This window comes from Stutzerimonas marianensis (assembly GCF_022810315.1).
GTDB lineage: Bacteria > Pseudomonadota > Gammaproteobacteria > Pseudomonadales > Pseudomonadaceae > Stutzerimonas > Stutzerimonas marianensis.
In genome coordinates this window covers 264,846-286,202 of record NZ_JALGRD010000009.1, presented here as the reverse complement: position 1 = coordinate 286,202, position 21,357 = coordinate 264,846, and the positions used below count along the sequence as shown (strand labels likewise).

The window sequence follows — 21,357 nt, the reverse complement described above, 5'->3', positions numbered from 1 at the left end:
AATACTCATGGCGGTTAGAGAAGCTGAGTGCAATACGGTTATCGAATTGAAGCTGGAGCATCATGCCGCATGCATTACCTCGCCCATAACTTCGATAGGACACTTGAAGTCGAAGCGATTACGCGGACGCATGTTCAATTGCAGTGCGATGGCATCCAACTGTTCTTTGCTGTATACCGACAAGTCCATTCCTCTGGGCAGGCACTGGCGTTTCAGGCCGTTGATGTTTTCGTTGCTGCCACGTTGCCAAGGGCTATGCGGGTCAAAGAAGTAGATCGCCACGCCGGTCTTCTGGGTGATATCCACGTGTCTCACCATCTCCCGACCCTGGCCGTCGGTCATGCTCCTGTGCATCGCCAGCGGCATGCGATTGAGCGCCGGACTGAAGCCTTCCAACGCCGAGGTCGCCGTCGCGTCGTTCATCTTGTTCAGCATCAGGTAGCCACTGGTGCGTTCCACCAAGGCACTTACCACAGAGACGTTGGCCTTGCCCTTGATCAGGTCGCCCTCCCGATGGCCCGGCATCAAGCGGTCTTTGATCTCCGTCGGGCGCACGTGGATGCTGACTATCTTGGGAATCAGGCCGCGCCGATCTACACCACCAGAACGCGGCCTGCATGTCGTCTCACCTTGACGCAGACAGATGATCAGCTCCTTGCGCCGCTCACCGACGGGCAGGGGATAGATCGCGTTGTAGATCGTCTCGCGACAGACGTAGGCATTTCTTAGGTTGGGTATGTTCATGCTGCGCAGCTTGCCGGCAATCTGCTCGGGAGACAAACGTTCACGCAGCATATGAGCGAACCGTTCGGAGCGCTCACAGCCTGGCAGCAATTTGCGTCTGGGGCGGTAGGCTTTGCGCCAGCGCTGCATCTGCTGCTGGGCTCCGAGGACCGATCAGGTGCCGCAAACCTCGCGTTTACGACGCAGCTCCCGGCAGATGGTCGAAGGGGAGCGGTTGATCAGGCAGGCAATCCTTCACTGACTGAAGCCTTGGGCAGGACCGATTTGGATAGTGGCGCGCTCTGCAACGCTGAGTTCGGAATAGGACATAGGGGCAGCACCGTACCGGAATGGTCAGGTGTTGCACTCAGCTTTTGCGGCCGCCCATACTATCTAGGCAGCACCAGATGGTGCTGCCTTAAACGTCGATCAATATTCGACTTCTGGAACTTCAGAAATAGGGCTGCCAGTTGGTTTGGCTGCTGGAGTGACACTAAGCAGCCTGTCCCGGATCTGCTTCTCAAGCTCTTGTGCGGCCTGCTCGTTATCTTTCAACCATTGCGCAGCGTTTGCCTTACCTTGGCCGATCTTGTTGCCTTGGTAGCTGTACCAAGCACCTGACTTTTCAATCAGTTTTTCTTGCACACCTAGATCGATAAGTTCGCCCATCTTGTAGATTCCAGCACCGTACATGATCTGGAACTCTGCCTGCCTAAACGGTGGGGCCACCTTGTTTTTTACGACCTTAACGCGGGTTTCGCTGCCAATCACGGTCTCGCCATCCTTAACGGCACCGGTGCGGCGAATATCAAGTCGCACAGAGGAATAAAACTTAAGTGCATTTCCCCCAGTTGTAGTTTCGGGGTTGCCGAACATCACACCGATCTTCATGCGAATCTGGTTAATAAATACCAGGATGGTATTGGTCTGTTTTACACTTGCAGTCAGTTTGCGCAGCGCTTGAGACATCAAGCGGGCTTGCAGGCCCACGTGCGAGTCACCCATTTCGCCTTCGATTTCAGCCTTCGGCACCAATGCAGCTACCGAGTCGACGATAATGACTCCGATAGAACCGGATCGCACGAGCATATCGGTAATTTCCAATGCCTGCTCGCCCGTATCCGGTTGCGATACCAACAAGCTATCAAGATCAACTCCAAGCTTTTCAGCATACAGTGGATCAAGCGCATGTTCGGCATCTATAAATGCACAGGCCTTTCCAAGTTTTTGTGCTTGTGCGACAATTTGCAAACACAAAGTGGACTTACCGGAACTTTCTGGACCGTAAATCTCAATTATACGCCCCTCGGGTACTCCACCAATACCAAGTGCAATATCAAGTCCGAGAGAGCCAGTTGAAACAGCCGGAATAGGTTCTTTTGGCTCCTCGCCCATACGCATCACTGCGCCTTTACCGAACTGCTTCTCGATTTGCGACAAAGCTGCATCCAGCGCCTTCTTCTTGTTGGCTTCCATCGTCTTGCCCTCGCTTAAGCTGATATATGAACTGGTTTTGGTTTTGCTACCGGCCTGGAGGCCAGTTAAAATCAGTCACTCACTCACATGAACCGTTTTTATGGGCGTGAATAGTAAATCTCGACGATCCGACCCTTGGGCAGACCGCCGATGCCCAGCGCGATGTCCAGCCCCAGCGAACCGGTGGAAATAGCGGGAATCGCCTGGCGATCATGATCGCCCATGCGCATGACTGCGCCTTTGCCGAACTGCTTTTCGATCTGGCCCAAGGCGGCAGCCAAGGCGCGCTTCTTGTTCTCGTCCATTACAATCCTCACTTGATCAAGAGGGCCAGAGGCCACAACAACTGTATAAGTAGACAGTATTAGAGCATAGGCAAAATCGAGCGCCTAGCCCTCGGCAGGATTTTCTCCATTCACCAGGCGGATCAATCCGACGAGCGCCGCTTCTACACTCTGCTCACGGACGACCTGGCGATCACCCGCGAAGTGGAAACACCGCGCGAATCGCGCCTCGTCCCGTCCCCAGGCCAACCAGACGGTTCCGACCGGTTTGCCGGGCGTGCCTCCGCCTGGTCCCGCCACGCCACTGACGGCTACGGCATACCGTGCTCCGCTGGCCTGCTGCGCCCCGCGAACCATCGCTTCGACGACCTCACGACTGACCGCGCCGACCGTCGCGAAGAGAGCGGCCGGCACCTGCAGCTGGCGGGTCTTCTGTTCATTGGAATAGGTGACGAAACCCGCCTCGAACCAGGCGGAACTGCCGGCGATACGGGTGATGGCCTCGGCAATCCCACCACCGGTACAGGACTCGGCGGTGGTCACCTGCGCCGCCTGTTGCTCAAGCGCGCGCCCCAGTTGGGCGGCAAGATCGGTCGAGCGGGACATGAAAGCTCCGCGTGTCGGGTCGAAGCCCTACCTTAACAGTCGGCCCGGGCTCGGTCAGCCTGGCGCCCGTCCGAGGTCATCGAACGGTCCAGTGGCGCTGCATCTCAAGAAACAGGAAAGAAGCAGTCCAGGTGATCAGGACCAGCCCCGTGAGCGCTTCCACTCCAGTCAAGAAGCGGATTGGCCCTACTGGGTGAATATCGCCGAAGCCCAGCGTCGTGAACGTGGTGAAGGAGAAATAGGCGCAGTCGAGCAGGCTGCCGGCAAACTCTCCGGACAGCTCACCCCAACCCGGTGCGCGGTGCATCAGGTAATAGGCGAAGGCGAACACCCAGACCTCGACCGCATGCGCTGTAAGGGCGCCACACACGCCGATCACGATGCCGAGGCGAGGATTCAGGCGCGGCCCCGATTTGCGCGACGACAGCCGCGAGAGAAACTCGTAGTGAACAGCGACCACGGCCGCGACGATAACGATGTTCACGACCGCCACCACCAACACGTTGGCCGATGCACTCCAGGAATCGTCAGGGCTGATCATTGGGTAACTCCTCTACCTACGCGAGGTGCACGGACCTGATCGATCCATGCGACACGACCGCAGCCTTCCCGCAATGGCCCATGGTAACCTTGCCGGTTTCGCTCACCCGGCCAGTGAACAGCCCGCCAAGGCGTCGTGGCGCTGGCCAGATGGCGCTGCCTTGCGTTCTTCCAGCACACCGTTTTCCAAGTATCGAGCCCTATGTCACAAGACCTGTCTCATCACACACCCATGATGCAGCAATACTGGAAACTCAAGCGCGAGCATCCGGACCAGCTGATGTTCTACCGCATGGGCGACTTCTATGAACTGTTCTATGACGACGCCAAAAAGGCGGCCAAGCTTCTGGACATTACCCTGACGGCACGGGGTCAGTCCGGCGGCAGCGCGATTCCGATGGCGGGCATTCCGTTTCATTCGGCCGAAGGCTACCTCAGTCGGTTGGTCAAGCTCGGGGAATCGGTAGTCATCTGCGAGCAGATCGGCGACCCGGCGACCAGCAAGGGCCCGGTGGAGCGTCAGGTGGTACGCATCATCACGCCGGGCACCGTCAGCGACGAGGCATTGCTCGACGAGCACCGTGACAACCTGCTGGCTGCCGTGGTGGGCGACGAGCGGCTGTTCGGGCTGTCAGTGCTGGATATCACCAGCGGGCGGTTCAGCGTGCAGGAATTCGGCGGCTGGGAAACCTTGCTGGCCGAAGTCGAGCGACTGAATCCCGCCGAGCTGATGATTCCCGACGACTGGCCCGCGGGCCTGCCGCTGGAAAAGCGGCGCGGTGTTCGCCGCCGTGCGCCCTGGGACTTCGACCGCGACAGCGCCTTCAAAGGCCTCTGTCAGCAGTTCGGCACCCAGGATCTCAAAGGCTTCGGCTGCGAAAAACTGACCCTGGCAATCGGCGCGGCGGGTTGCCTGCTCGCCTACGCCAAGGAAACCCAGCGCACAGCCCTGCACCATCTGCGCAGCCTGCGCCATGAGCGCCTCGACGAGACCGTGATTCTCGATGGCGCGACGCGGCGCAACCTCGAGCTGGACATCAACCTCGGCGGTGGGCGGGATAACACGTTGCAATCGGTGGTGGACCGCTGCCAGACCGCCATGGGTAGCCGCCTGCTCAGCCGCTGGCTGAACCGCCCGCTGCGTGATCGCACCTTGCTCGAGGCACGCCAGGATTCGATCACCTGCCTGCTCGAGCACTACCGCTTCGAGCAGATCCAGCCTCAGCTCAAGGAAATCGGCGATCTCGAACGGATCCTCGCGCGCATCGGCCTGCGCAACGCTCGCCCGCGTGATCTGGCCCGGCTGCGTGATGCCCTCGCTGCGCTGCCGCTGCTGCAAGACGGCATGCGCGAACTCGTCGCACCGCACCTGATCGAGCTGGCTGCGACCATCCGCACTTATCCTGAGCTGGCCGAACTGCTGGCTCGCGCGATCATCGACAACCCACCGGCGGTGATCCGCGATGGCGGCGTCCTGAAAACCGGTTACGACGCCGAGCTGGACGAACTGCAGTCGTTGTCGGAGAACGCCGGCCAGTACCTGATGGACCTGGAAAGCCGGGAGAAGGCCCGCACCGGCCTGGCCAACCTCAAGGTCGGCTACAACCGGGTGCATGGCTATTTCATCGAATTGCCGAGCAAGCAGGCCGAGTCGGCGCCGGCCGACTATATTCGCCGGCAGACCCTAAAAGGCGCCGAACGCTTCATCACGCCGGAACTCAAGGCGTTCGAGGACAAGGCCATCTCGGCGAAAAGCCGCGCGCTGGCCCGCGAAAAGCAGCTCTACGAAGAGCTTCTGGAGCGGCTGATCGAGCACCTCGCGCCCTTGCAGGAAAGCGCCGCCGCCCTGGCCGAGCTGGACGTGCTGAGCAATCTGGCCGAGCGTGCCCTGAACCTGGACCTCAACCGCCCGCGCCTCGTCGACCACCCCTGCCTGCAGATCGAACAGGGCCGCCACCCCGTCGTCGAGCAGGTGCTGCAAACGCCCTTCGTCGCCAATGACCTCGCCCTGGACGACGACACCCGCATGTTGGTCATCACCGGCCCGAACATGGGCGGTAAATCGACCTACATGCGCCAGACCGCGCTGATCGTCCTGCTCGCGCAGATCGGCAGCTTCGTACCGGCCAAGGCGTGCCAGCTGTCACTGGTCGACCGCATCTTCACCCGCATCGGCTCGTCCGATGACCTGGCGGGCGGGCGTTCGACCTTCATGGTCGAGATGAGCGAAACCGCCAACATCCTGCATAACGCCAGTGACCGCAGCCTGGTGCTGATGGATGAAGTGGGTCGCGGCACCAGCACCTTCGACGGGCTGTCGCTGGCGTGGGCGGCAGCCGAACACCTGGCCGAGCTGCGCGCCTTCACCCTCTTCGCCACGCATTATTTCGAGCTGACCGTACTCCCGGAAAGCAAGCCGGTCGTGGCCAACGTCCACCTCTCGGCCACCGAGCACAACGAGCGCATCGTCTTTCTGCATCACGTCCTGCCCGGCCCGGCGAGCCAGAGCTACGGCCTGGCCGTGGCGCAACTGGCCGGCGTCCCCGCTCCGGTGATCCAGCGCGCGCGCGACCATCTGTCGCGGCTGGAAACCACCAGCCTGCCGCACGAAGCGCCGAAAATAGCCGCCGGACAGCCCGCGCCACCGATGCAGAACGACCTGTTCGCCAGCCTTCCGCACCCGGTCATCGAAGAACTCGGACGGGTCAACCCCGATGACCTGACACCGCGCCAGGCACTGGAGCTGTTATACAACCTGAAAACGCGCGTCTGACGGTCAAAAAAAGCTGCTAGAATCGCGCGCATTTTTTGGATATGAGCGGTATTTGCCTGGTACCGACATAGCCCTTGCCGAACAGGGGCGTCACCGTAACGCCACCTGACACGCCTGAGGAGATAGCTAGAATGACCTTCGTCGTCACCGACAACTGCATCAAATGCAAATACACCGACTGCGTGGAAGTCTGTCCGGTGGACTGCTTCTACGAAGGCCCGAACTTTCTGGTCATTCATCCGGATGAGTGCATCGACTGCGCACTCTGCGAGCCGGAGTGCCCTGCCCAGGCGATTTTCTCGGAAGACGAGGTGCCGGATGAACAGCAAGAGTTCATCCAGCTGAACGCCGATCTGGCGGATATCTGGCCGAACATCACCGAGAAGAAGGATTCGCTTCCCGATGCCGAGGATTGGGATGGCGTGAAAGACAAGCTTCAGTACCTCGAGCGGTAATAAACCCCCGCCCACAAAAATGCCCGCTGAAGCGGGCATTTTTGTTTTGCTCGATCGTCAGGTGCGATCGACACCTTTCTTGACGGTGTCCTTGGCTTCACCCTTGACCTGTTGGGCGTCGCCCTTGATTTCCTGGCGCTGGCCTTCGCCCTTCATGCGCTCGTTGTCGGTCGCTTCGCCGACGCCCTGCTTCACCTTGCCGGCGGCTTCGTTGAGGTTGCCTTTCATCTTGTCTTCAGTACTGCTCATGGCGTGTCCCTCTTTGCTATGGGTTGCATTCGGTTGACTGCAGCAGCACGGCGATAGTTTCGCTTGACCGAGGAACGGTACCGCCCCGTCAGCTGCTACGTGCCCGTACCAGTCGGTTCAGCAAGGGTCGTCCAGCCAGGTGCAGGAACAGCGGTGCGCCGGCGATGAGGTAGAAGTAGTAGGTCACGAAGCGCCAGATCAGGATCGCCGCGGCGGCGGTCGGTTTGCCCACCAGCGGGGCGAGCAGCGCGGCCGAAGCCAGTTCGGCACTGCCGGCGCCGCCAGGCAAGAGGCTCAGCTGACCCGCCGTCAATGAAAGCAGCTGGACGATGAAGGTCCACGCCCAGGCAAGCTGGCTGCCGAGCCCCTGGAGGGTGAAATACAACACGCTGTAGCGCAGCAGCCAGTGCAGCGTCGTCAGCACGAAAACACCGAGCAGAACCGCCCATGGCAAACGGAAGCATTCAAGCAGGGCGTTACGAAAGCTCAACATCTTGCGCGCCCAGCTGAGCCGGCGATGCGCCCTGACACCCACACGGTCGATCAGCCAGCCGTTGAAGAGAAACACCTGGCGGTGAAAGCGTCCAAGCAAGGCCAGCAGCACGATCAACCCCGCCAGCAGCGCCGCACTGAAACCCAGCAGGCTGGCGATATAGCTGTTCAGCGAATGGGTAACCGCGTAGATCAGCACGCCGATCAGCGCGCAGGCGAAGAACAGCAGGTCGGAGAGCTGCTCGACCGCATAGGTCGCCGTGCCTTGCGCAGCGGCGATACCGCGCCGGCGCAGCAACGCCATCATGGTCAGCGGGCCACCAGCGCCACCGGGCGTGGCGCATATGGCGAACTCCGTTGCAATGACGATCCCGAGGGCGCGCGGTTGCGTCAGCCGGCGCCAGCCGACCAGCAGGCGCAACCGCAGCGCATTGAGGAACCAGCCGAGCGTGATCATCCCGAGCATGACCAACAATAGGTCGATCGGAAATCGCTGCAACCGCTCGAACAATCCACTGCCGCCCAGCAGCAGCGGCACCAGCGCCGCGGTCAGCAGCGCACCGCCCAGCAGCCACCAACGACGGCTCATGCCGCCTCGCGCGCCGCGCGCCGATGCTGGTTCAGCCAGTCGATCTTGGTCATCGGCCGGCGCCCGTCGCGTAGCAGGCGAATCAGCAGATCGAGCCAGTATTCACGAGAGAGCCGGTGCCGCATGTCCACCGGGTGAAGCCCCAGCCGGAGCAGCGGCGCCTGGTGATGACGTCTGAGCATCTGTTCGCTGACCACGCGTGACATGCCGCGACGCCAGGCGCTACGGGCGCTCCAGACCAATCCAGGCGCCTCGATGCGGTGATAGTCGGGCAGCAAGTAGAAATGACCCGGATCGCTGGTGTAGGTCAGCCCGCTGCGCGCCAACGCCCGCCGCGCGCCGGGCCCGAGCAGCCACGCCGGCGGCACGAAGCCGTGCAAAGGCCATCCCAATCGGCTGAACAGCGCCATGCCGGCCTCAAGCCGGTGCATCGCCTCGTCTTCGTCGAGCGGATAGAACTCACCCTCATGGGTGAAGACCCTGCGCATGAACCAATCCCGCGGAGAGCGCGGCGGTGGCGCTTCGTCGGCGTGGTAGCAGCCATGCAGAATCAACTCGTCGCCACGCGCCAGTCGCGTATCCAGCAGCCGGCAGAAGTCCGGGCTGGCGTCGAGCGGATTGCGGCGATGGAAATCCGGAACCACCAGCCAGGACATCGGAATCTGCCCCAGCCGATCGACCGCTGCGACGAACTCGCGGTAATCCGGCCAGGTTTCCGGCGCCACGTCGTGCAACACCAAGAGTACGGACGAATCAGCCATGGACGGCGACCGGCAGCTCGGCCGTGCCGAGCACGGCGTGGTAGTGCGCGAGCAACCCGGCCACCACCGCATCCCAGGCATGGTGCGCCTCAACATGCTGCCGCGCCTGCGCACCGATCAACCGCGGGTCATCCTCGAACAGCTCGCGCACCGCCTGTGCCATGGCGACGGCATCCAGCGGCCGACAAAGGCGACCGGTGTGAAACGGGACCAACTCGGGTAGTGCGCCCGCTCGCGCGGCAACCACCGGAATTCCGCTCGCCATCGCCTCGAGCGCGACCAGGCCGAAGGTTTCCTGATTGCCGGCATGTAACAGCACGTCGGCGCTGGCCATGTAGCGTGCGACCTCCGCGGCAGGGCAGAAATGGTCGATGACGGTGACGTTGTCCGGAACACGGCGCGGCATGCGCGACCCGACCAGCAGCAGGTGGTAGGGCTTGCCCAGCTGACGCGCGGTATCCAAGAGCACATGGATGTTCTTTTCCCGCGACCCCCGGCCCGCGAAGATCATCAGCCGGGTTTCCTCATCCAGCCCGAGCCTGTCGCGGATTTCCGCATCGCGGCGGTCCGGGCGGAAGGTTTCCAGATCCACGCCGAGCGGTTGCACGTAGACATCGGGAACGCCGAGTTGCTGAAGCTTCTCGGCCATGACGCGACTGGGCGCGAGCACACGGTCGAAACTGCGATACAGCCGTGACACGTAGCCATTCATGTTGGTGCCCAGCCAGTCGCCGATGCGATTACTGACCAGCAGGGGCAGGTCCGAGTGATAGAAGCCGATCACCGGGACGTCCAGGCGTCGCCCGGCATCCAGTGCGGCCCAGGCGGTCATGTAGGGATCGCCCACCTCGATGACATCAGGATGAAGGATGCGCAGCTGGTTGCGCCACGGGGCGCGTCGCACCGGGAAGCGGTAGCCCTTGCCGAATGGCAGGGCCGGCGCCGGAATCTGATAGATGCCCGCACTGTGCTGATGGCGGTCACCCGGCACCAGGATGCTATGACGGACCCCGGCGTAAAGTTGCAGGCGGCGATGCTTGGCCTCGAGGTAGGTGCGCACCCCGCCGCTCGCCGGGGCGTAGAACATGGTCATGTCTGCGATATGCAAGATGGAGCGTCTCCGTGATCTCAGCGCAGTACTTTCGGAAAGACGCAAAGCGCAAACGCAGGATCAGACCCGACGTCGCCTGCCGGTCCATCCCGAAAGGTTTTGCAATGATTCAATGGACCGCCGGCATCTCCGGTCGTTCGCCGCCCCGCCGACGGCCGTCAACTGTCGATACGCTTGTCTCCGTCGTCCTTGCCCTGAGTCGAAGCGTGCTCGATCACCGCGTTCATCTCGGCACCGAACAGCAGCACTGCTGCGGAGATATAGAAGTACAGCAACAGGACGATGACCGCGCCGATGCTCCCGTAGGTCGCATCGTAGTTGCCGAAGTTCTGTACGTAGATGCCGAAAGCGATCGAGGCCGCGATCCAGACGATCACCGCCACGACCGAGCCAGGCGTGATGAAGCGAAACCGCTGCTCCACGTCGGGCGTGACGTAATAGAGCACTGCCACCACGAGCATCATCAGGAACACGATCACCGGCCAGCGCAACCAGGTCCAGAGCGTCACCACGATGTCCTTCAGACCGACCTGATCGGCGAGCCACTCCATCACTTGCGGGCCGATGATCATCAGCGCTGCCGCACACAGCAGAATGACCGCCAAGCCGATGGTATAGCCGACCGAGAGCAGCATCAGCTTCCAGGTCGGCCGACCTTCTTCGACGTCGTAGGCTCGGTTCATCGCGTTCATCAGGGAGCGAATGCCGATCGAGGCCGACCAGAGCGCGACGAGGATCCCGACCGACAACACGCCGCTTTTCTGGTTCTGCAACTGATCGATCACTGGATTGACCAGATTCAGCGCATCGGGGGGCAGGACCAGCGAGACCTGTTCACGCAGCCAGGTGAAAAAATCCTGCAGATCGAGCATGCCCAGCATGGCGATGAAAAACAGCAGAAAGGGAAACAGCGAAAAGATGCCACGGTAGGCCAGCGCCGAGGCGTAGGTCGTCATGTCGTCCTTGCTGAAATCCTTGAGGGTGCGCTTGAGCAACTCGAATACGCCTATCCCGCCCATGTCCAGCAACGCCATCGTCAATCCCCTACCCGTCAAGAAACCAAGCTGTTGAATTGGGACGGCCCACCTTGACGAGAGTTCGCTGCAGATCCCGACATCGAGCCGATGCCGCTTCACGGTCGCACGCCACGCGACCGTACAACCGTTGCCCTTGACGCCCGGCGTTTCCACGGCCCGGCGGAACTTTCCTTGCTCTGGAGGCTCTGGATGGAGTCCCACAATCGGCCGATGCAACAGGATGATTGCGGACCACTCGTCGTTCGCCGCCTCGCTGGCAACGGGATAGAGGCCAGAGATGGCTACATCGCTGACGCGACCGCAGGAGCACGAATGAAATCGGCCTACGCAACGGATGCCCCACGCCCCACGATGAAATCCGACCTGTTCAAGTACGCCCGCCTGATCCTCACCAAGGGCAGCGGCGCCGCCTCCACGCTCGGCCTCAACATTCTCCTGGCACGCCTGCTGGTCCCGGACCTGGCCGGTACGGTTTTCTTCTGCATCGCGCTGGGCATCTTCCTGTCGCTGCTCGCCCGCCTCGGGCTGGACATCGCCTGCCTGAAGAACATCTCATCGCTGCCCGAGGGGCAGCAACGCAGCTATTTCAACCGTGCCCTGCTAATGGCGGCGGCGATGAACATCCCGACCTTTCTGGTCGGACTGGGGGTGGTGTATTTCTCGGAAACCACCCAGGCCAACGTCGCTCATGCGGCGGTGCTCTTTGCCGTCACGGCGCTGGGCCTGTCGCTGCTGAGCATTTCCAGCGAAACCCTCAAGGCCAAACACCGTACCAGCGAGGGATTGTTCTGGCAGACCGCCTTTCAACCTGCGCTGACGCTCGTGCTCGTCGCGGCCACGGGCAGCGAGCTGACCAGTGTGGTCGGCTGCTTCGCCGTCGCCTTCGCCCTGGCGATCGCCGGCTCCATCTGGCGCGCCCACGCACACCTGCCCTCGGCAGGCTCGGACGCCCCCATGGGCTGGCGGGACATGCTGGTGCTGTGCGTTCCCCTGATGCTCATCGCCGTGATGAACAGCGTCATCGAACTGTCCGATACACTGCTGCTCGGTGTACTACGCTCGGCCAGCGACGTCAGCATCTATTACATCGCCGCCAAGATCGCCGCCCTGTCGACCACCCTGCTGTTCATCATCAACGGCACCATCGGGCCTGACATCTCCCGCCGCTGGGCCCAGGGCGACCGCAGGGGCGCCTTCGCAATCGTGCGCAAGTACTCGCGCTTCATGCTGGCCCTCGCCCTGCTGATCCTGCTCGCCATCGGTCTGCTGCGCGAATACATCCTCGCGGTGTTCGGCCCTGAGTATCGCGAGCAGGGCGTCTACCCGCTGCTCGTTCTGGCGCTGGGTTATTTCTTCGTCCTGGCCGCCGGCCCGCTGGGCATCTTCATGACCATGACCGGCAACCACCGGCGCTACATGCACAACAACATCGTGGCCTGCGTGGTCAACCTCGCGCTCAACCTCATCCTCATCCCGCGCTACGGCGTGAACGGTGCGTGCTTCGCCACGGCCGTCGCGCTGGCGCTGAAAAACGCTCTGCTCTACGTGCAGTTCAAGACCATCGAAAGGAGTCCGACGCCATGACTGACCGGGTTAACGTAATCGCTTACGGAGCCTATGACCGGCACAACTATGGCGACCTGCTCTTCGCAATCGTCCTCAAGCGTTACCTGGAGGCCGATGGCCGCTTCGAAGTGCTGATCGCGGCCACCAAGGCGTCGAACCTGTCCAGCTACGGTGCCTTGCCGACCATGCCTCTGAAAAAGGCGCTGGATGCCACGCGCCACCAGCCCAAGACCATGCTCATCGTCGCGGGCGGTGAATGCCTGACCGCTCAATGGGAGAGCATCATCGGCTACCTTGCGCCCCAGGCCATCTACTATCCGATCAAGGCCAGTCCCTACCTGATCGGGCACAAGGCGTTTATTCGCCTGAGCCGCCTGTTTACCTCCATCCCGTCGGACATCCCCCTGGTGCTCGGTGAGCGCGACCTGCCCGGCTACAAGGTCATGTACAACAGCGTCGGGGGCAACGAGATCAGCCGCAAGAAGCCGCTGATCCATGCGGCGATCAAGCGCAACCTGCAGGACTGCACCTATGTCTCGGTGCGTGACCGGGAAACCTCGGCCGAACTGGACAAGCTGGGCATCGAGCACAACCTCGTACCCGACAGCGCCATCCTCATCTCCGACATCTTCACCCCCAAGGTGGACCCCGCCGAGGCCGGCCACATCGTGTTCCACATCTCCGATCACCACGCCAAGCGCCGCATCGAAGCCATCGCTCAGCAGTTGACCGAGTTGAACGTGAACACGGGCCTGAAGATCGCGCTGCTGACCATCGGCAAGGCACCCGGGCATTCCGACGACGAACCGCTCGACAAGCTGTACAGCCTGCTGGGCGCCGAGCGCGCCTACCGGGTCGACAGCGGCAAGATCGAGGACATCATCGGTTGCATCGCGACCAGCAAACTGTACTGCGGCACCAGCCTGCACGGCGCCATCACCGCGCTGGCCTATGCCGTTCCGCAGATCGCCCTGCTGCCGCAGCGCGTGATCAAGTTGTCGAGCTTCCTGGAGACCTGGGTACCGAAGCAGTCGTGCGGCTTCGCCGAAGTACCGCAGATCAGCCAGATCGGCACCAACCTGATCAACAGTTTCGGAGAAAGCCAGCGAGCCGAACTGGACACCGTGATCGAGGCGATGAAGGCCCGTGTCCGGGCAAATCTCGACCACATGGTCGCGCTCTACGACCAGGCCCCGGCACGAGGGGAAAGCGCCAGGTCGCAACAGCCGAAGCCGGAGACGGTCACGGCAGGCTGAGGTCGGTCATCGCTCCCTCGAGCCATTAGTGCAGGCCAGCATGGTCGGTGTCAGGGGTTACAACACCTCGGGCACCAAACAAGAGGGCGTACTGTTGCGACCGGCTGCAGGCGGGCGACCTGGCCGGGGGCCCGACTGCCCGTGAGGCAGGTCATCCACGACCTGCAGAGCGGCAACTGACAGCGCACAAGCGATTGTTTCAGCAGGAAAAAACTGGCCGACACGCACCGAACGACTGTGTAGAATCCGCGCCCCGAAAAAGCAGGAGACAATACATTGGTCATTCACTACCTCGCCTCTCAGGACACTGTCGCATGTGGGCGCACCGGGTCGAGCTTGAATCGCTCCCCGGAAATCGCTCAGGTTTCCTGCAAGCTCTGTCTTCGCTCGGTCGAGAAGTCGGCGAGTGAGCCTGTACGCAAGACGCCAAGCCTCGCCGAGCTACGCGCGGCGGCCAAGGCTGAAAAAACCGCCGCTGCACAAGCAGCCAAGGCGGTCGTGACCCTCTCACCCCGCGCCGAATGGCAGCAACGCCTGGCGCAACTGCCCGGCCGTAACCGACTGCCGCGGGGCAGCCGCAGGCAGGTGTTCATCTGAACAACGCAGACGCCCGCTTTCAAAGCGGGCGTCTACGGCTAGACCACGCAGCCGGCGCATAGCGTCGGTGGCCGCCTTCAGGCCACTCTGAACCGCCCCACCAGTTGCTGTTGCTGCTCAGCCAGGCGCGCGAGTTCAAGGCTGGTCATGGCCGTCTGCTCCGCACCCGCACTGACCTGAATCGCCACGTCGTTGATCTCGACGATGTTCCGATTGATGTCCTCGGCCACCGCGCTCTGCTCTTCGGCAGCCGTGGCGATCTGGACGTTGCGGTCGCTGATCGCCGCGACGCCTTCGGCGATCTCGGCCAGTAGCTCCCCTGCCCGCCCGATATTGCTCGAACCGGCCTGCGCCTTGGACAGGGTCTCCTGCATGGAGCGCGCGGCTCGGTCAGCGCCGCCCTGCAAGTTGGCGATCATGTCCTGGATGCTGCCCGTCGACTCTTGCGTCTTCTGCGCCAGGGTACGGACCTCCGAGGCCACCACGGCGAAACCGCGCCCGTGCTCGCCCGCTCTGGCCGCTTCGATGGCGGCGTTGAGCGCCAGCAGGTTGGTCTGGTCGGCAATACCACGGATCACATCCAGCACCGACGAGATCGAATCGCTCTCGCGCTTGAGCTCCGCGATGATGTCGGCCGTCTCGTCGGCCTGGCCGGAGAGCTGACGGATGAGGCTGATGGTGTTCTCGATCTCGTTCCGGCCCTGCGCGGTGTTCGTGTTCAGCCGCTGGGACAGCTCGGCGGCGTCGCTGGTGCTCCTGGCCACGTCCCGAACGGTCGCGCTCATTTCGTTGATCGCGGTCACCACCAACTCGGTCCCCTGGCGCTGCCGGTCGATGCTCTCGCTCGTCTGCACGGTAACCGCCGAGGATTCTTCCGCGGCCGTCGCCACCTGGGCGGTTGCGTTGCTGATCTCGCCGACCACCTGCTGAAGCTCCATCGCCATGGCGTTCAGGTTGCGGGAGATCTCGCCGAACTCGTCCTTGCCCTCGTAGCGCGCCTTGGCCGTCAGGTCACGCCCGGACAACGCGACCAGCGCCTGATTGACGTCACGCACCGCCAGTTTGATGTTGCGAATGATCAGGTACGACAGCCCGGCGACGGCCGAGAGTGCCAGGACCACCGCAGCGATTGTCACCCACAATGCACGGCGCGCCTCGTCCCTCGCCTGCGCGGCAAGTTCGCCGACATCCTGCGCCAACGCCTGCTCCAGCTCGCCCATCAGGTCGATGCGCTGGGTGGCTGTTTCGAACCAGCTTTCGCTGTTGATGCCAAGGCTCTGCCCGATCGGCACTTCGAAGCTCAGACGTTGGAGCCGGGCGACTTCCAGTGCGCCCGGCTGCCGCAGCTTTTCGTCGAGAAGCGCGATGAAGCGAGGCTCAGCCGCACGGCGAAAGCCATCCATGTACGCCGAGAACTCGCCCAGGTTGCGGCTGAATGACGCCAGCAGGGGTGCGTCGAAGCGATCCTGATTGAAGACCACGCCAAGCATTGCGCGCTCGCGCCCCGCCCGCTCCTTCATCTCGATGAACTGGTTCAACCCACCCAGCGCGCGCGCCAGTCCGGCATCCTCGACACTGCGTTCCACGGCATGGGTAAAGCCGATGAGCGCCTTGATGTAGCCGGTGTACCGGGCACCGGACTCGACGTTATTGATGGCAAAGGTGTCGATCTGCGAGCGCGTGGCCTGAAGCGCATCGAGGGCTGTCAGTGCAGCGCCGACCTGCACGGCCTGAGCACCAGCAAGTGTCGTTTTCACAGCCCTGAGTGCCTCGTCGGTCGCCTGCCGCATCCCCGGCAACCGCTGCGCCATGGTGCGGCCCTGACTCCCGAGAAACACGCCACTGGCACCACGCTCTCGCTGCAGGGTGGTGATCAATTGGCTGACCTTCTGCGCCGCCTCACTTGCACCAACGGTGTTTTCCATTTGCTTCAGCGTGTCGTAGCTGTCGGCGATGTACAGGTTCGCCAGCCACAGGAACCCCAACAGCGGGCACAGCAGGATCAGAATGAGCTTCGAGCTCAGCGACAGATTTTTCAACATGGTGGACCTCGGTGCTCCGGGTACATGACCGGAAGCCAAAATGACGAAGGCATGGCTGCAGAAGCGGCCGCGTCAGGCTCGGCCTGCGCACGGACGCGGTCAGCATCGTTCTATGGGGTTCTGCAGGTGCGATGCCTGCGGGCCCTGCCGCTCCGTGACACCTATGGGCGCCGGATCGGTACCGTCCTGGGTGCGCGCATTGTCCGTGCTGCGGCAGACGCCCCGCTGACCCAGGTCAATAAAACAGCGCCAACTATTTGCCGTTCATCGGCTCCAGCTTCAGGCTTCAGCTGCCTGGAATACCGCTCTCCATTGCCGGGGCGATTGCCCCGATTGCACCTTGAACGCGCGCGACAGCGCGGCTTCACTGCCGTAGCCGACCTCGGAAGCGATCACCTTCAAGGGCCGTCCGCGGCGCAGGGCTTTCTGGGCCAACCGTACGCGCCAGCTCTGCAAATACTGCCCCGGCGTAATCCCGATCACACTGTGGAAGGTTGTCGCGAACATGCTGCGCGACATACCGGCGACCTGGGCCAGGTCATGCAGGGTCCAGTCCTGCGCCGGACGCTCGTGCATCGCCACCAGCGCGTGGCGTAGACGCGGATGCGCCAACCCGGACAGCATCCCGCTCTGCACCTCGCCACTTTCCATCACTTGCCGCAGCAGCTGGATCATCACCACCTCGAGCAGACGCTCGATCAGCGGGACGCGACCGCATCGTTGCGCGAAGGCCTCCTCGAACAGCAACGACAGCACCGGCTCGGCACCTGCAATAGAGTCCAGCGGCAGGCAGACGACATCCGGCAGCGCCGATGCGATCGGATTGCCTGCGCCCCCCTCGAATGACAGGTTCGCGCAAACCATGTCCGCGCCACGCTGCGGATCGGTGACGAAACGATGCGTCAGGGGCCGTGGGAACAACAACAGGCTGGGTCGCTCGATCTGTATCGACTTTCGCTCGTAGCGCACCTCGACTGCACCGCTTCGCACCAGGTGCAGCTGCCCATGCGCGCCGTCACTCTCAAGTGTGTTGAGGCCGCATAGCGGACCGGTATTGAAGACTTGCGCCCCTACGGGGAAATGCGTCATCAGCGAGGCGAGCCGGTCTACCATTTCGAACTCCTGATCAAGTTTTCAAGACTTACTATCACCAAAGGTTCCACCCGCACGCGCAAACTTTCTCTCACCGGGCAATACCGACCGGCCACCCAACCGAGAGGAACCACCGTCATGAACACCACCCTTCGCACCGTCGCCGCCAGCATGCTCGCGATCACCCTTCAAGCCGGCGCCACCGCCGAAGCAGCACCCTCTGCCACGCCCGCGCAGATCGCAGCCGGCGCCACCGTGGACGGCAACTACATCGTCACAGCCGATGGCGTACGCCTGTATTACAAAGACTGGGGCCCGAAGAACGGCCCGGTCGTGACCTTCAGCCACGGCTGGCCGCTGAGTTCGGATAGCTGGGAATCGCAGATGATCTTCCTCGCCGACCAGGGCTACAGAGTAATCGCTCACGACCGTCGCGGACATGGGCGCTCCAGCCAGCCGTGGGAAGGCAACGACATGGACCATTACGCCGACGATCTGGCCTCCGTGATCGAGGCGCTCGACCTCGACGACATCACTACGGTCGGCTTCTCCACTGGCGGCGGCGAAGTAGCACGCTACATCGGTCGCCACGGTACCGAGCGGGTCAAGAAGGCCGTACTGGTCAGTGCCGTACCACCGCTGATGCTGCAGACCGAAGACAATCCCAACGGCGTGCCGCTGGAAGTCTTCGATGGCCTCCGCAAGGCGTCGCTGGAGAATCGCTCTCAGCTCTACCTGGATATTGCGTCCGGCCCGTTCTTTGGGTTCAACCGCCCGGGTGCCAAGGTTTCGCAAGGGCTGATCGACAACTGGTGGTCACAAGGCATGCAGGCCGGCCACAAGAACACCTACGATTCCATCGCGGCATTCTCGGCCACGGATTTCCGGAACGACTTGAAGAAATTCGACGTGCCTACGCTGGTGATCCACGGTGATGACGACCAGATCGTGCCGCTCGACATCTCAGGCAAGGCATCCGCCGCCCAGATCGAGGGAGCCAAGCTGATCGTCTACCCCGGCGCCCCGCACGGTCTGACCGACACACACAAGGATCGCTTCAACAAGGATCTGCTGAACTTCCTCAAAGACTGAGCCGCCCGCTTCACCAAGCCGACCATGGATTCCACGGTCGGCTTTTTTTGCGGCTTCGTAGCGGAACGAAAAAGCCCGCACGGGGCGGGCTTATTGGGCGATTCACGCGACTGCTTGGCGCTGCATGAATCCACTTGATGGTGCCGGAGACAGGAGTCGAACCTGCGACCTTCGCATTACGAATGCGCTGCTCTACCTACTGAGCTACACCGGCATGGCGCGGCGCATTATCGGATTTCGGCTTCGCGGACTCAAGCCCGCGAAGCCGAATTCTCGGTCGCTTCGCTCGGCTCGGGTCAGAGCCCGGCGCGGGTCGAGTCGGCACCGGTGGCAGCCGAGCCAGACATGGAGCGGTTGCCGGTGTCGCTGTGCATGTCCTGCTTGACCTGCTCGGCGACTTCTTCGCCTTTGGCCGACACGCGCTGGTAACCTTCCTCCGCCTTGCTGCGCAGCTGGTCGGTGACTCGATCGCTGGTCTCACCCAGCATCTCGTCTTCGCGACGGGTCGGAGGCACGGCAGCGGCCATCAATGCACCCAGCGCAATCCCGATGGCACCTAGGGCCAGCGGTTGCTCCTGCAGCAATTGATTGAAGCCTCCTCGGGCCCGGTCGGCGCCGCCACGCAGCTTTTGCGAAGCCTGCCGCGTGGAGTCGCTGGCACGGGTACGTGCTTGGCCGAGCGACTCCGAAACGCTGCTCGACATCTGCGAAGCCTTTTCCTTCATACCCGCGCCCTGCTGCTTGATGCCCTGGGTCTTCGCGGACAGCTTCTCGCCCATCGAAGGACCATGGGACGTGCCGGTGTAGCCAGTGGTGGTCACGTTGGAATGCGGCTGACGATTCTGCCCAGCCATCATCCAGATCAACCCGATGGAAGTCAGCACCGTCGGTACGGGGTTGGCTTTGACGGTATTGCTCAGGTTGGAAAAGAACTCACCGTCGCCACCCTTGACGTACCCCAGGGCCGTATCGATCAGTTCACCCGGAGACAACTTGTTTTCAAGCGCATGAACGATGTTGCCGATGTCGGCACGCTTCTGGTCGATCTCGCGCTCGAGCTGTTCCGGATCCTTTTGTGCTTCGGCATCTATCTGGTTACGTGTGCTCATGATGTATGCCCCCTTACCGCCTCTTTATCCTTGTTGACCGAGTGGATGGTCCGCTCGGGCTTGAATGACGATGCCTCGAATTTCTTCTTGCCGGCCGACACCATGATCAGGCCGATCACCACCACGACACCGCCCACAATCAGCGCCGCCAACCAGGGCTCCATGACCTTGCTCAGGCCATAGACGGCGGACATCAGCAGGACGATGAAACCACCCAGCAACACCGCGCCTCCGGTGGCGACACTTGCCGCACCGGCCTTGGTGGCGCGCACGGATTCGCTGACTTCGGCCTTCGCCAGGGCCAGCTCCTTGGTGATGAGTGCCGGTACCTCCTGGGTCAGCTGCCGCAGCAGCCCGCCCACCGACGTATCGTTTTCACTACGCATGCCCGGTTCCGGCGTGCTCGTCACGTGAGGTGTCTTGCGTGCTTCGCTCATGGATAAAGCCCTCCGTCAGTGCCCTTGCCATTACGGTTCGAACTGGACAGTCCGGATGCCGGGTTGGAGCCAACACCCAAACCATTGCTGAGGTCGGTCGAGCTGCTGGACGTACCGACGCCCGTGGCTGCTCCGGTGCCTACGCCCTGGCGAGAGGTGCTGGTCGCCGAGGACACGCCGGCGTTGCTGACGCTACCGATGGTGCCCGGCTCGCCCGTGTTCAGGCGGTCGTTCAGGTCCTGCTGGCTCGAGGAATGCTGGCTGTCGTCCCGGTGCGAATGCATGCTCGGCCGGTGGCTCGAATAGTCGCCTTCGGCGGCACGCTTGCTGGACGCCCGGGCGAAGCGGGTCAGGCCGAAGCCGAGCGCGATACTGCCGGTAATGAACAGCGCCGGATTGTTGCGGGCCAGCCGGTTGACGTCCTGGACCAGCTCATCGACGCTCTTGCCGCGCAGATCGTCCGACAGGCGAACCATGCTCTGCGCCATGTCGGACACATAGCCGGAGAGCCCGAAGCGGTCGTCACCCTCGAGCTGCTCGGCGGCTGCCTTGGCGCCCTGTGCGACCCGCTCGAGTTCGTCGGCAGCGGTCTCCCGATAACCGTCGAGCTGGCTTCTGCCTTGGGCTTTCGCCTGATCCGCGACCTGCCGGGCCTTGGCCTTGGCGTCCTCGGTCGCGCCGGCACCGCCTGAAGATGTCGATGCCGAAGAAGACGCGCCATGGCCCGCCGTGGAGGTCGAGCTGGTGGTCGCCGAGGAGGTATTGTCGGGGCCGGTCTTTGGCAGGCCACCGTAACCGGTAATTTCTTCGTCGGGTGTAGTCATTTGATTCACCTTTTAATATGGCTTGGCCGGAAGACCACGGTCCGTAGAACACAGCAAACTGCGATTACCGCGAACTGTGTAGTTTCGGTGCGCACATATAAGGTGACCGGGGGGGCTTTTTTGAGTTCCGTTCTTTTGCACGCACGAAAAAATGCGTGGAATCAAACGGTTCGCGGGCCAAACAGATGCGTGAGCAACTCCCGCTTACTGGCAGTTCGCCCTCGATCAGGCGCAATCCCGCGTATT

19 protein-coding genes, 1 tRNA gene and 2 pseudogenes are annotated in these 21,357 nt (G+C 62.3%); 6 read left to right on the top strand and 16 right to left on the bottom strand.

Going from position 1 to position 21,357, the window contains the following annotated elements:
• Positions 1-38 precede the first annotated feature (38 nt).
• From MST27_RS17375 to MST27_RS17355, 5 genes and pseudogenes are all read right to left on the bottom strand, one after another.
• A pseudogene (locus MST27_RS17375) lies at positions 39-1,053 on the bottom strand (IS30 family transposase).
• A gap of 99 nt (positions 1,054-1,152) precedes the next feature.
• Positions 1,153-2,199, bottom strand: a complete 1,047-nt coding sequence (recA, locus tag MST27_RS17370; protein ID WP_243607189.1) for a recombinase RecA — start codon at positions 2,197-2,199, stop codon at positions 1,153-1,155.
• Between the two features lie 113 nt (positions 2,200-2,312).
• A pseudogene (locus MST27_RS17365) lies at positions 2,313-2,504 on the bottom strand (recombinase RecA); the annotation flags it as partial.
• Positions 2,505-2,588: 84 nt separating this feature from the next.
• Positions 2,589-3,089, bottom strand: coding sequence for a CinA family protein (locus MST27_RS17360; RefSeq protein WP_243607188.1), 501 nt, complete (start codon positions 3,087-3,089; stop codon positions 2,589-2,591).
• A 76-nt stretch (positions 3,090-3,165) separates the two neighbouring features.
• The gene (locus tag MST27_RS17355; RefSeq protein WP_243607202.1) at positions 3,166-3,591 is read right to left on the bottom strand and encodes a potassium channel family protein; all 426 of its coding nucleotides are present in this window, start codon (positions 3,589-3,591) and stop codon (positions 3,166-3,168) included.
• A 240-nt stretch (positions 3,592-3,831) separates the two neighbouring features.
• Here MST27_RS17355 and mutS point away from each other — a divergent pair, with 240 nt between their 5' ends.
• Together mutS and fdxA are read left to right on the top strand one after the other, a co-directional pair.
• A complete protein-coding gene (gene mutS / locus MST27_RS17350) occupies positions 3,832-6,402 on the top strand; it encodes a DNA mismatch repair protein MutS (RefSeq protein WP_243607187.1) in 2,571 nt (856 codons plus the stop codon).
• A 131-nt stretch (positions 6,403-6,533) separates the two neighbouring features.
• Complete coding sequence (gene fdxA / locus MST27_RS17345) at positions 6,534-6,857, top strand: ferredoxin FdxA (protein ID WP_243607186.1); 324 nt, start codon at positions 6,534-6,536, stop codon at positions 6,855-6,857.
• A 57-nt stretch (positions 6,858-6,914) separates the two neighbouring features.
• On the opposite strand, the gene MST27_RS17340 is transcribed toward fdxA, so the two are convergent.
• From MST27_RS17340 to MST27_RS17320, 5 genes are all read right to left on the bottom strand, one after another.
• On the bottom strand, positions 6,915-7,106 hold the full coding sequence (locus MST27_RS17340; RefSeq protein WP_243607185.1) for a CsbD family protein: 192 nt from the start codon (positions 7,104-7,106) through the stop codon (positions 6,915-6,917).
• A gap of 88 nt (positions 7,107-7,194) precedes the next feature.
• Positions 7,195-8,187 (bottom strand): glucosaminyl phosphatidylglycerol flippase, encoded by a 993-nt coding sequence (locus MST27_RS17335; RefSeq protein ID WP_243607184.1) that lies wholly within the window; start codon positions 8,185-8,187, stop codon positions 7,195-7,197.
• Positions 8,184-8,948 carry an N-acetylglucosaminyl phosphatidylglycerol deacetylase gene (locus MST27_RS17330; RefSeq protein ID WP_243607183.1) on the bottom strand — a complete coding sequence of 255 codons (765 nt, stop codon included), beginning with the start codon at positions 8,946-8,948 and terminating at the stop codon, positions 8,184-8,186. Before MST27_RS17330 ends, MST27_RS17335 begins: the two co-directional genes overlap by 4 nt.
• Entirely contained in the window at positions 8,941-10,056 is a 1,116-nt protein-coding gene (locus tag MST27_RS17325) for an N-acetylglucosaminyl phosphatidylglycerol synthase (RefSeq protein WP_243607182.1), read from the bottom strand. Before MST27_RS17325 ends, MST27_RS17330 begins: the two co-directional genes overlap by 8 nt.
• A gap of 161 nt (positions 10,057-10,217) precedes the next feature.
• Positions 10,218-11,093, bottom strand: coding sequence for a YihY/virulence factor BrkB family protein (locus MST27_RS17320; protein ID WP_243607181.1), 876 nt, complete (start codon positions 11,091-11,093; stop codon positions 10,218-10,220).
• Positions 11,094-11,408: 315 nt separating this feature from the next.
• Between MST27_RS17320 and MST27_RS17315 the strand changes: the two genes are divergently transcribed.
• From MST27_RS17315 to MST27_RS17305, 3 genes are all read left to right on the top strand, one after another.
• Positions 11,409-12,680 (top strand): lipopolysaccharide biosynthesis protein, encoded by a 1,272-nt coding sequence (locus tag MST27_RS17315; protein ID WP_243607180.1) that lies wholly within the window; start codon positions 11,409-11,411, stop codon positions 12,678-12,680.
• Positions 12,677-13,918 carry a polysaccharide pyruvyl transferase family protein gene (locus MST27_RS17310; RefSeq protein ID WP_243607179.1) on the top strand — a complete coding sequence of 414 codons (1,242 nt, stop codon included), beginning with the start codon at positions 12,677-12,679 and terminating at the stop codon, positions 13,916-13,918. The genes MST27_RS17315 and MST27_RS17310 overlap by 4 nt, the downstream gene beginning before the upstream one ends.
• 276 nt (positions 13,919-14,194) lie before the next feature.
• Positions 14,195-14,515, top strand: coding sequence for a hypothetical protein (locus tag MST27_RS17305; protein WP_243607178.1), 321 nt, complete (start codon positions 14,195-14,197; stop codon positions 14,513-14,515).
• Between the two features lie 77 nt (positions 14,516-14,592).
• On the opposite strand, the gene MST27_RS17300 is transcribed toward MST27_RS17305, so the two are convergent.
• Together MST27_RS17300 and MST27_RS17295 are read right to left on the bottom strand one after the other, a co-directional pair.
• Positions 14,593-16,557 carry a methyl-accepting chemotaxis protein gene (locus MST27_RS17300; protein WP_243607177.1) on the bottom strand — a complete coding sequence of 655 codons (1,965 nt, stop codon included), beginning with the start codon at positions 16,555-16,557 and terminating at the stop codon, positions 14,593-14,595.
• Between the two features lie 279 nt (positions 16,558-16,836).
• A complete protein-coding gene (locus MST27_RS17295; RefSeq protein WP_243607176.1) occupies positions 16,837-17,670 on the bottom strand; it encodes an AraC family transcriptional regulator in 834 nt (277 codons plus the stop codon).
• Between the two features lie 117 nt (positions 17,671-17,787).
• Here MST27_RS17295 and MST27_RS17290 point away from each other — a divergent pair, with 117 nt between their 5' ends.
• Positions 17,788-18,741: an alpha/beta fold hydrolase gene (locus MST27_RS17290; RefSeq protein ID WP_243607175.1), complete on the top strand. Its 954-nt coding sequence runs from the start codon at positions 17,788-17,790 to the stop codon at positions 18,739-18,741.
• Between the two features lie 138 nt (positions 18,742-18,879).
• Here the strand turns inward: MST27_RS17290 and MST27_RS17285 are convergent.
• The 4 genes from MST27_RS17285 to MST27_RS17270 form a co-directional block, all read right to left on the bottom strand.
• Positions 18,880-18,955 (bottom strand) — tRNA-Thr (locus MST27_RS17285).
• Between the two features lie 82 nt (positions 18,956-19,037).
• Complete coding sequence (locus tag MST27_RS17280) at positions 19,038-19,850, bottom strand: DUF3618 domain-containing protein (RefSeq protein WP_243607174.1); 813 nt, start codon at positions 19,848-19,850, stop codon at positions 19,038-19,040.
• Entirely contained in the window at positions 19,847-20,287 is a 441-nt protein-coding gene (locus MST27_RS17275; RefSeq protein WP_243607173.1) for a phage holin family protein, read from the bottom strand. Before MST27_RS17275 ends, MST27_RS17280 begins: the two co-directional genes overlap by 4 nt.
• A complete protein-coding gene (locus tag MST27_RS17270; protein ID WP_243607172.1) occupies positions 20,284-21,111 on the bottom strand; it encodes a hypothetical protein in 828 nt (275 codons plus the stop codon). The genes MST27_RS17275 and MST27_RS17270 overlap by 4 nt, the downstream gene beginning before the upstream one ends.
• Positions 21,112-21,357 lie beyond the last annotated feature (246 nt).

Bases quoted from the DNA above. Each gene is read 5' to 3' on its own strand.
- MST27_RS17275 (WP_243607173.1), bottom strand. From the start codon at position 20,287: ATGAGCGAAGCACGCAAGACACCTCACGTGACGAGCACGCCGGAACCG.
- MST27_RS17320 (WP_243607181.1), bottom strand. From the start codon at position 11,093: ATGGCGTTGCTGGACATGGGCGGGATAGGCGTATTCGAGTTGCTCAAG.
- MST27_RS17335 (WP_243607184.1), bottom strand. From the start codon at position 8,187: ATGAGCCGTCGTTGGTGGCTGCTGGGCGGTGCGCTGCTGACCGCGGCG.
- MST27_RS17295 (WP_243607176.1), bottom strand. From the start codon at position 17,670: ATGGTAGACCGGCTCGCCTCGCTGATGACGCATTTCCCCGTAGGGGCG.
- MST27_RS17290 (WP_243607175.1), top strand. From the start codon at position 17,788: ATGAACACCACCCTTCGCACCGTCGCCGCCAGCATGCTCGCGATCACC.
- MST27_RS17270 (WP_243607172.1), bottom strand. From the start codon at position 21,111: ATGACTACACCCGACGAAGAAATTACCGGTTACGGTGGCCTGCCAAAG.
- MST27_RS17280 (WP_243607174.1), bottom strand. From the start codon at position 19,850: ATGAGCACACGTAACCAGATAGATGCCGAAGCACAAAAGGATCCGGAA.
- mutS (WP_243607187.1), top strand. From the start codon at position 3,832: ATGTCACAAGACCTGTCTCATCACACACCCATGATGCAGCAATACTGG.
- recA (WP_243607189.1), bottom strand. From the start codon at position 2,199: ATGGAAGCCAACAAGAAGAAGGCGCTGGATGCAGCTTTGTCGCAAATC.
- MST27_RS17310 (WP_243607179.1), top strand. From the start codon at position 12,677: ATGACTGACCGGGTTAACGTAATCGCTTACGGAGCCTATGACCGGCAC.
- MST27_RS17360 (WP_243607188.1), bottom strand. From the start codon at position 3,089: ATGTCCCGCTCGACCGATCTTGCCGCCCAACTGGGGCGCGCGCTTGAG.
- fdxA (WP_243607186.1), top strand. From the start codon at position 6,534: ATGACCTTCGTCGTCACCGACAACTGCATCAAATGCAAATACACCGAC.
- MST27_RS17330 (WP_243607183.1), bottom strand. From the start codon at position 8,948: ATGGCTGATTCGTCCGTACTCTTGGTGTTGCACGACGTGGCGCCGGAA.
- MST27_RS17315 (WP_243607180.1), top strand. From the start codon at position 11,409: ATGAAATCGGCCTACGCAACGGATGCCCCACGCCCCACGATGAAATCC.
- MST27_RS17340 (WP_243607185.1), bottom strand. From the start codon at position 7,106: ATGAGCAGTACTGAAGACAAGATGAAAGGCAACCTCAACGAAGCCGCC.
- MST27_RS17300 (WP_243607177.1), bottom strand. From the start codon at position 16,557: ATGTTGAAAAATCTGTCGCTGAGCTCGAAGCTCATTCTGATCCTGCTG.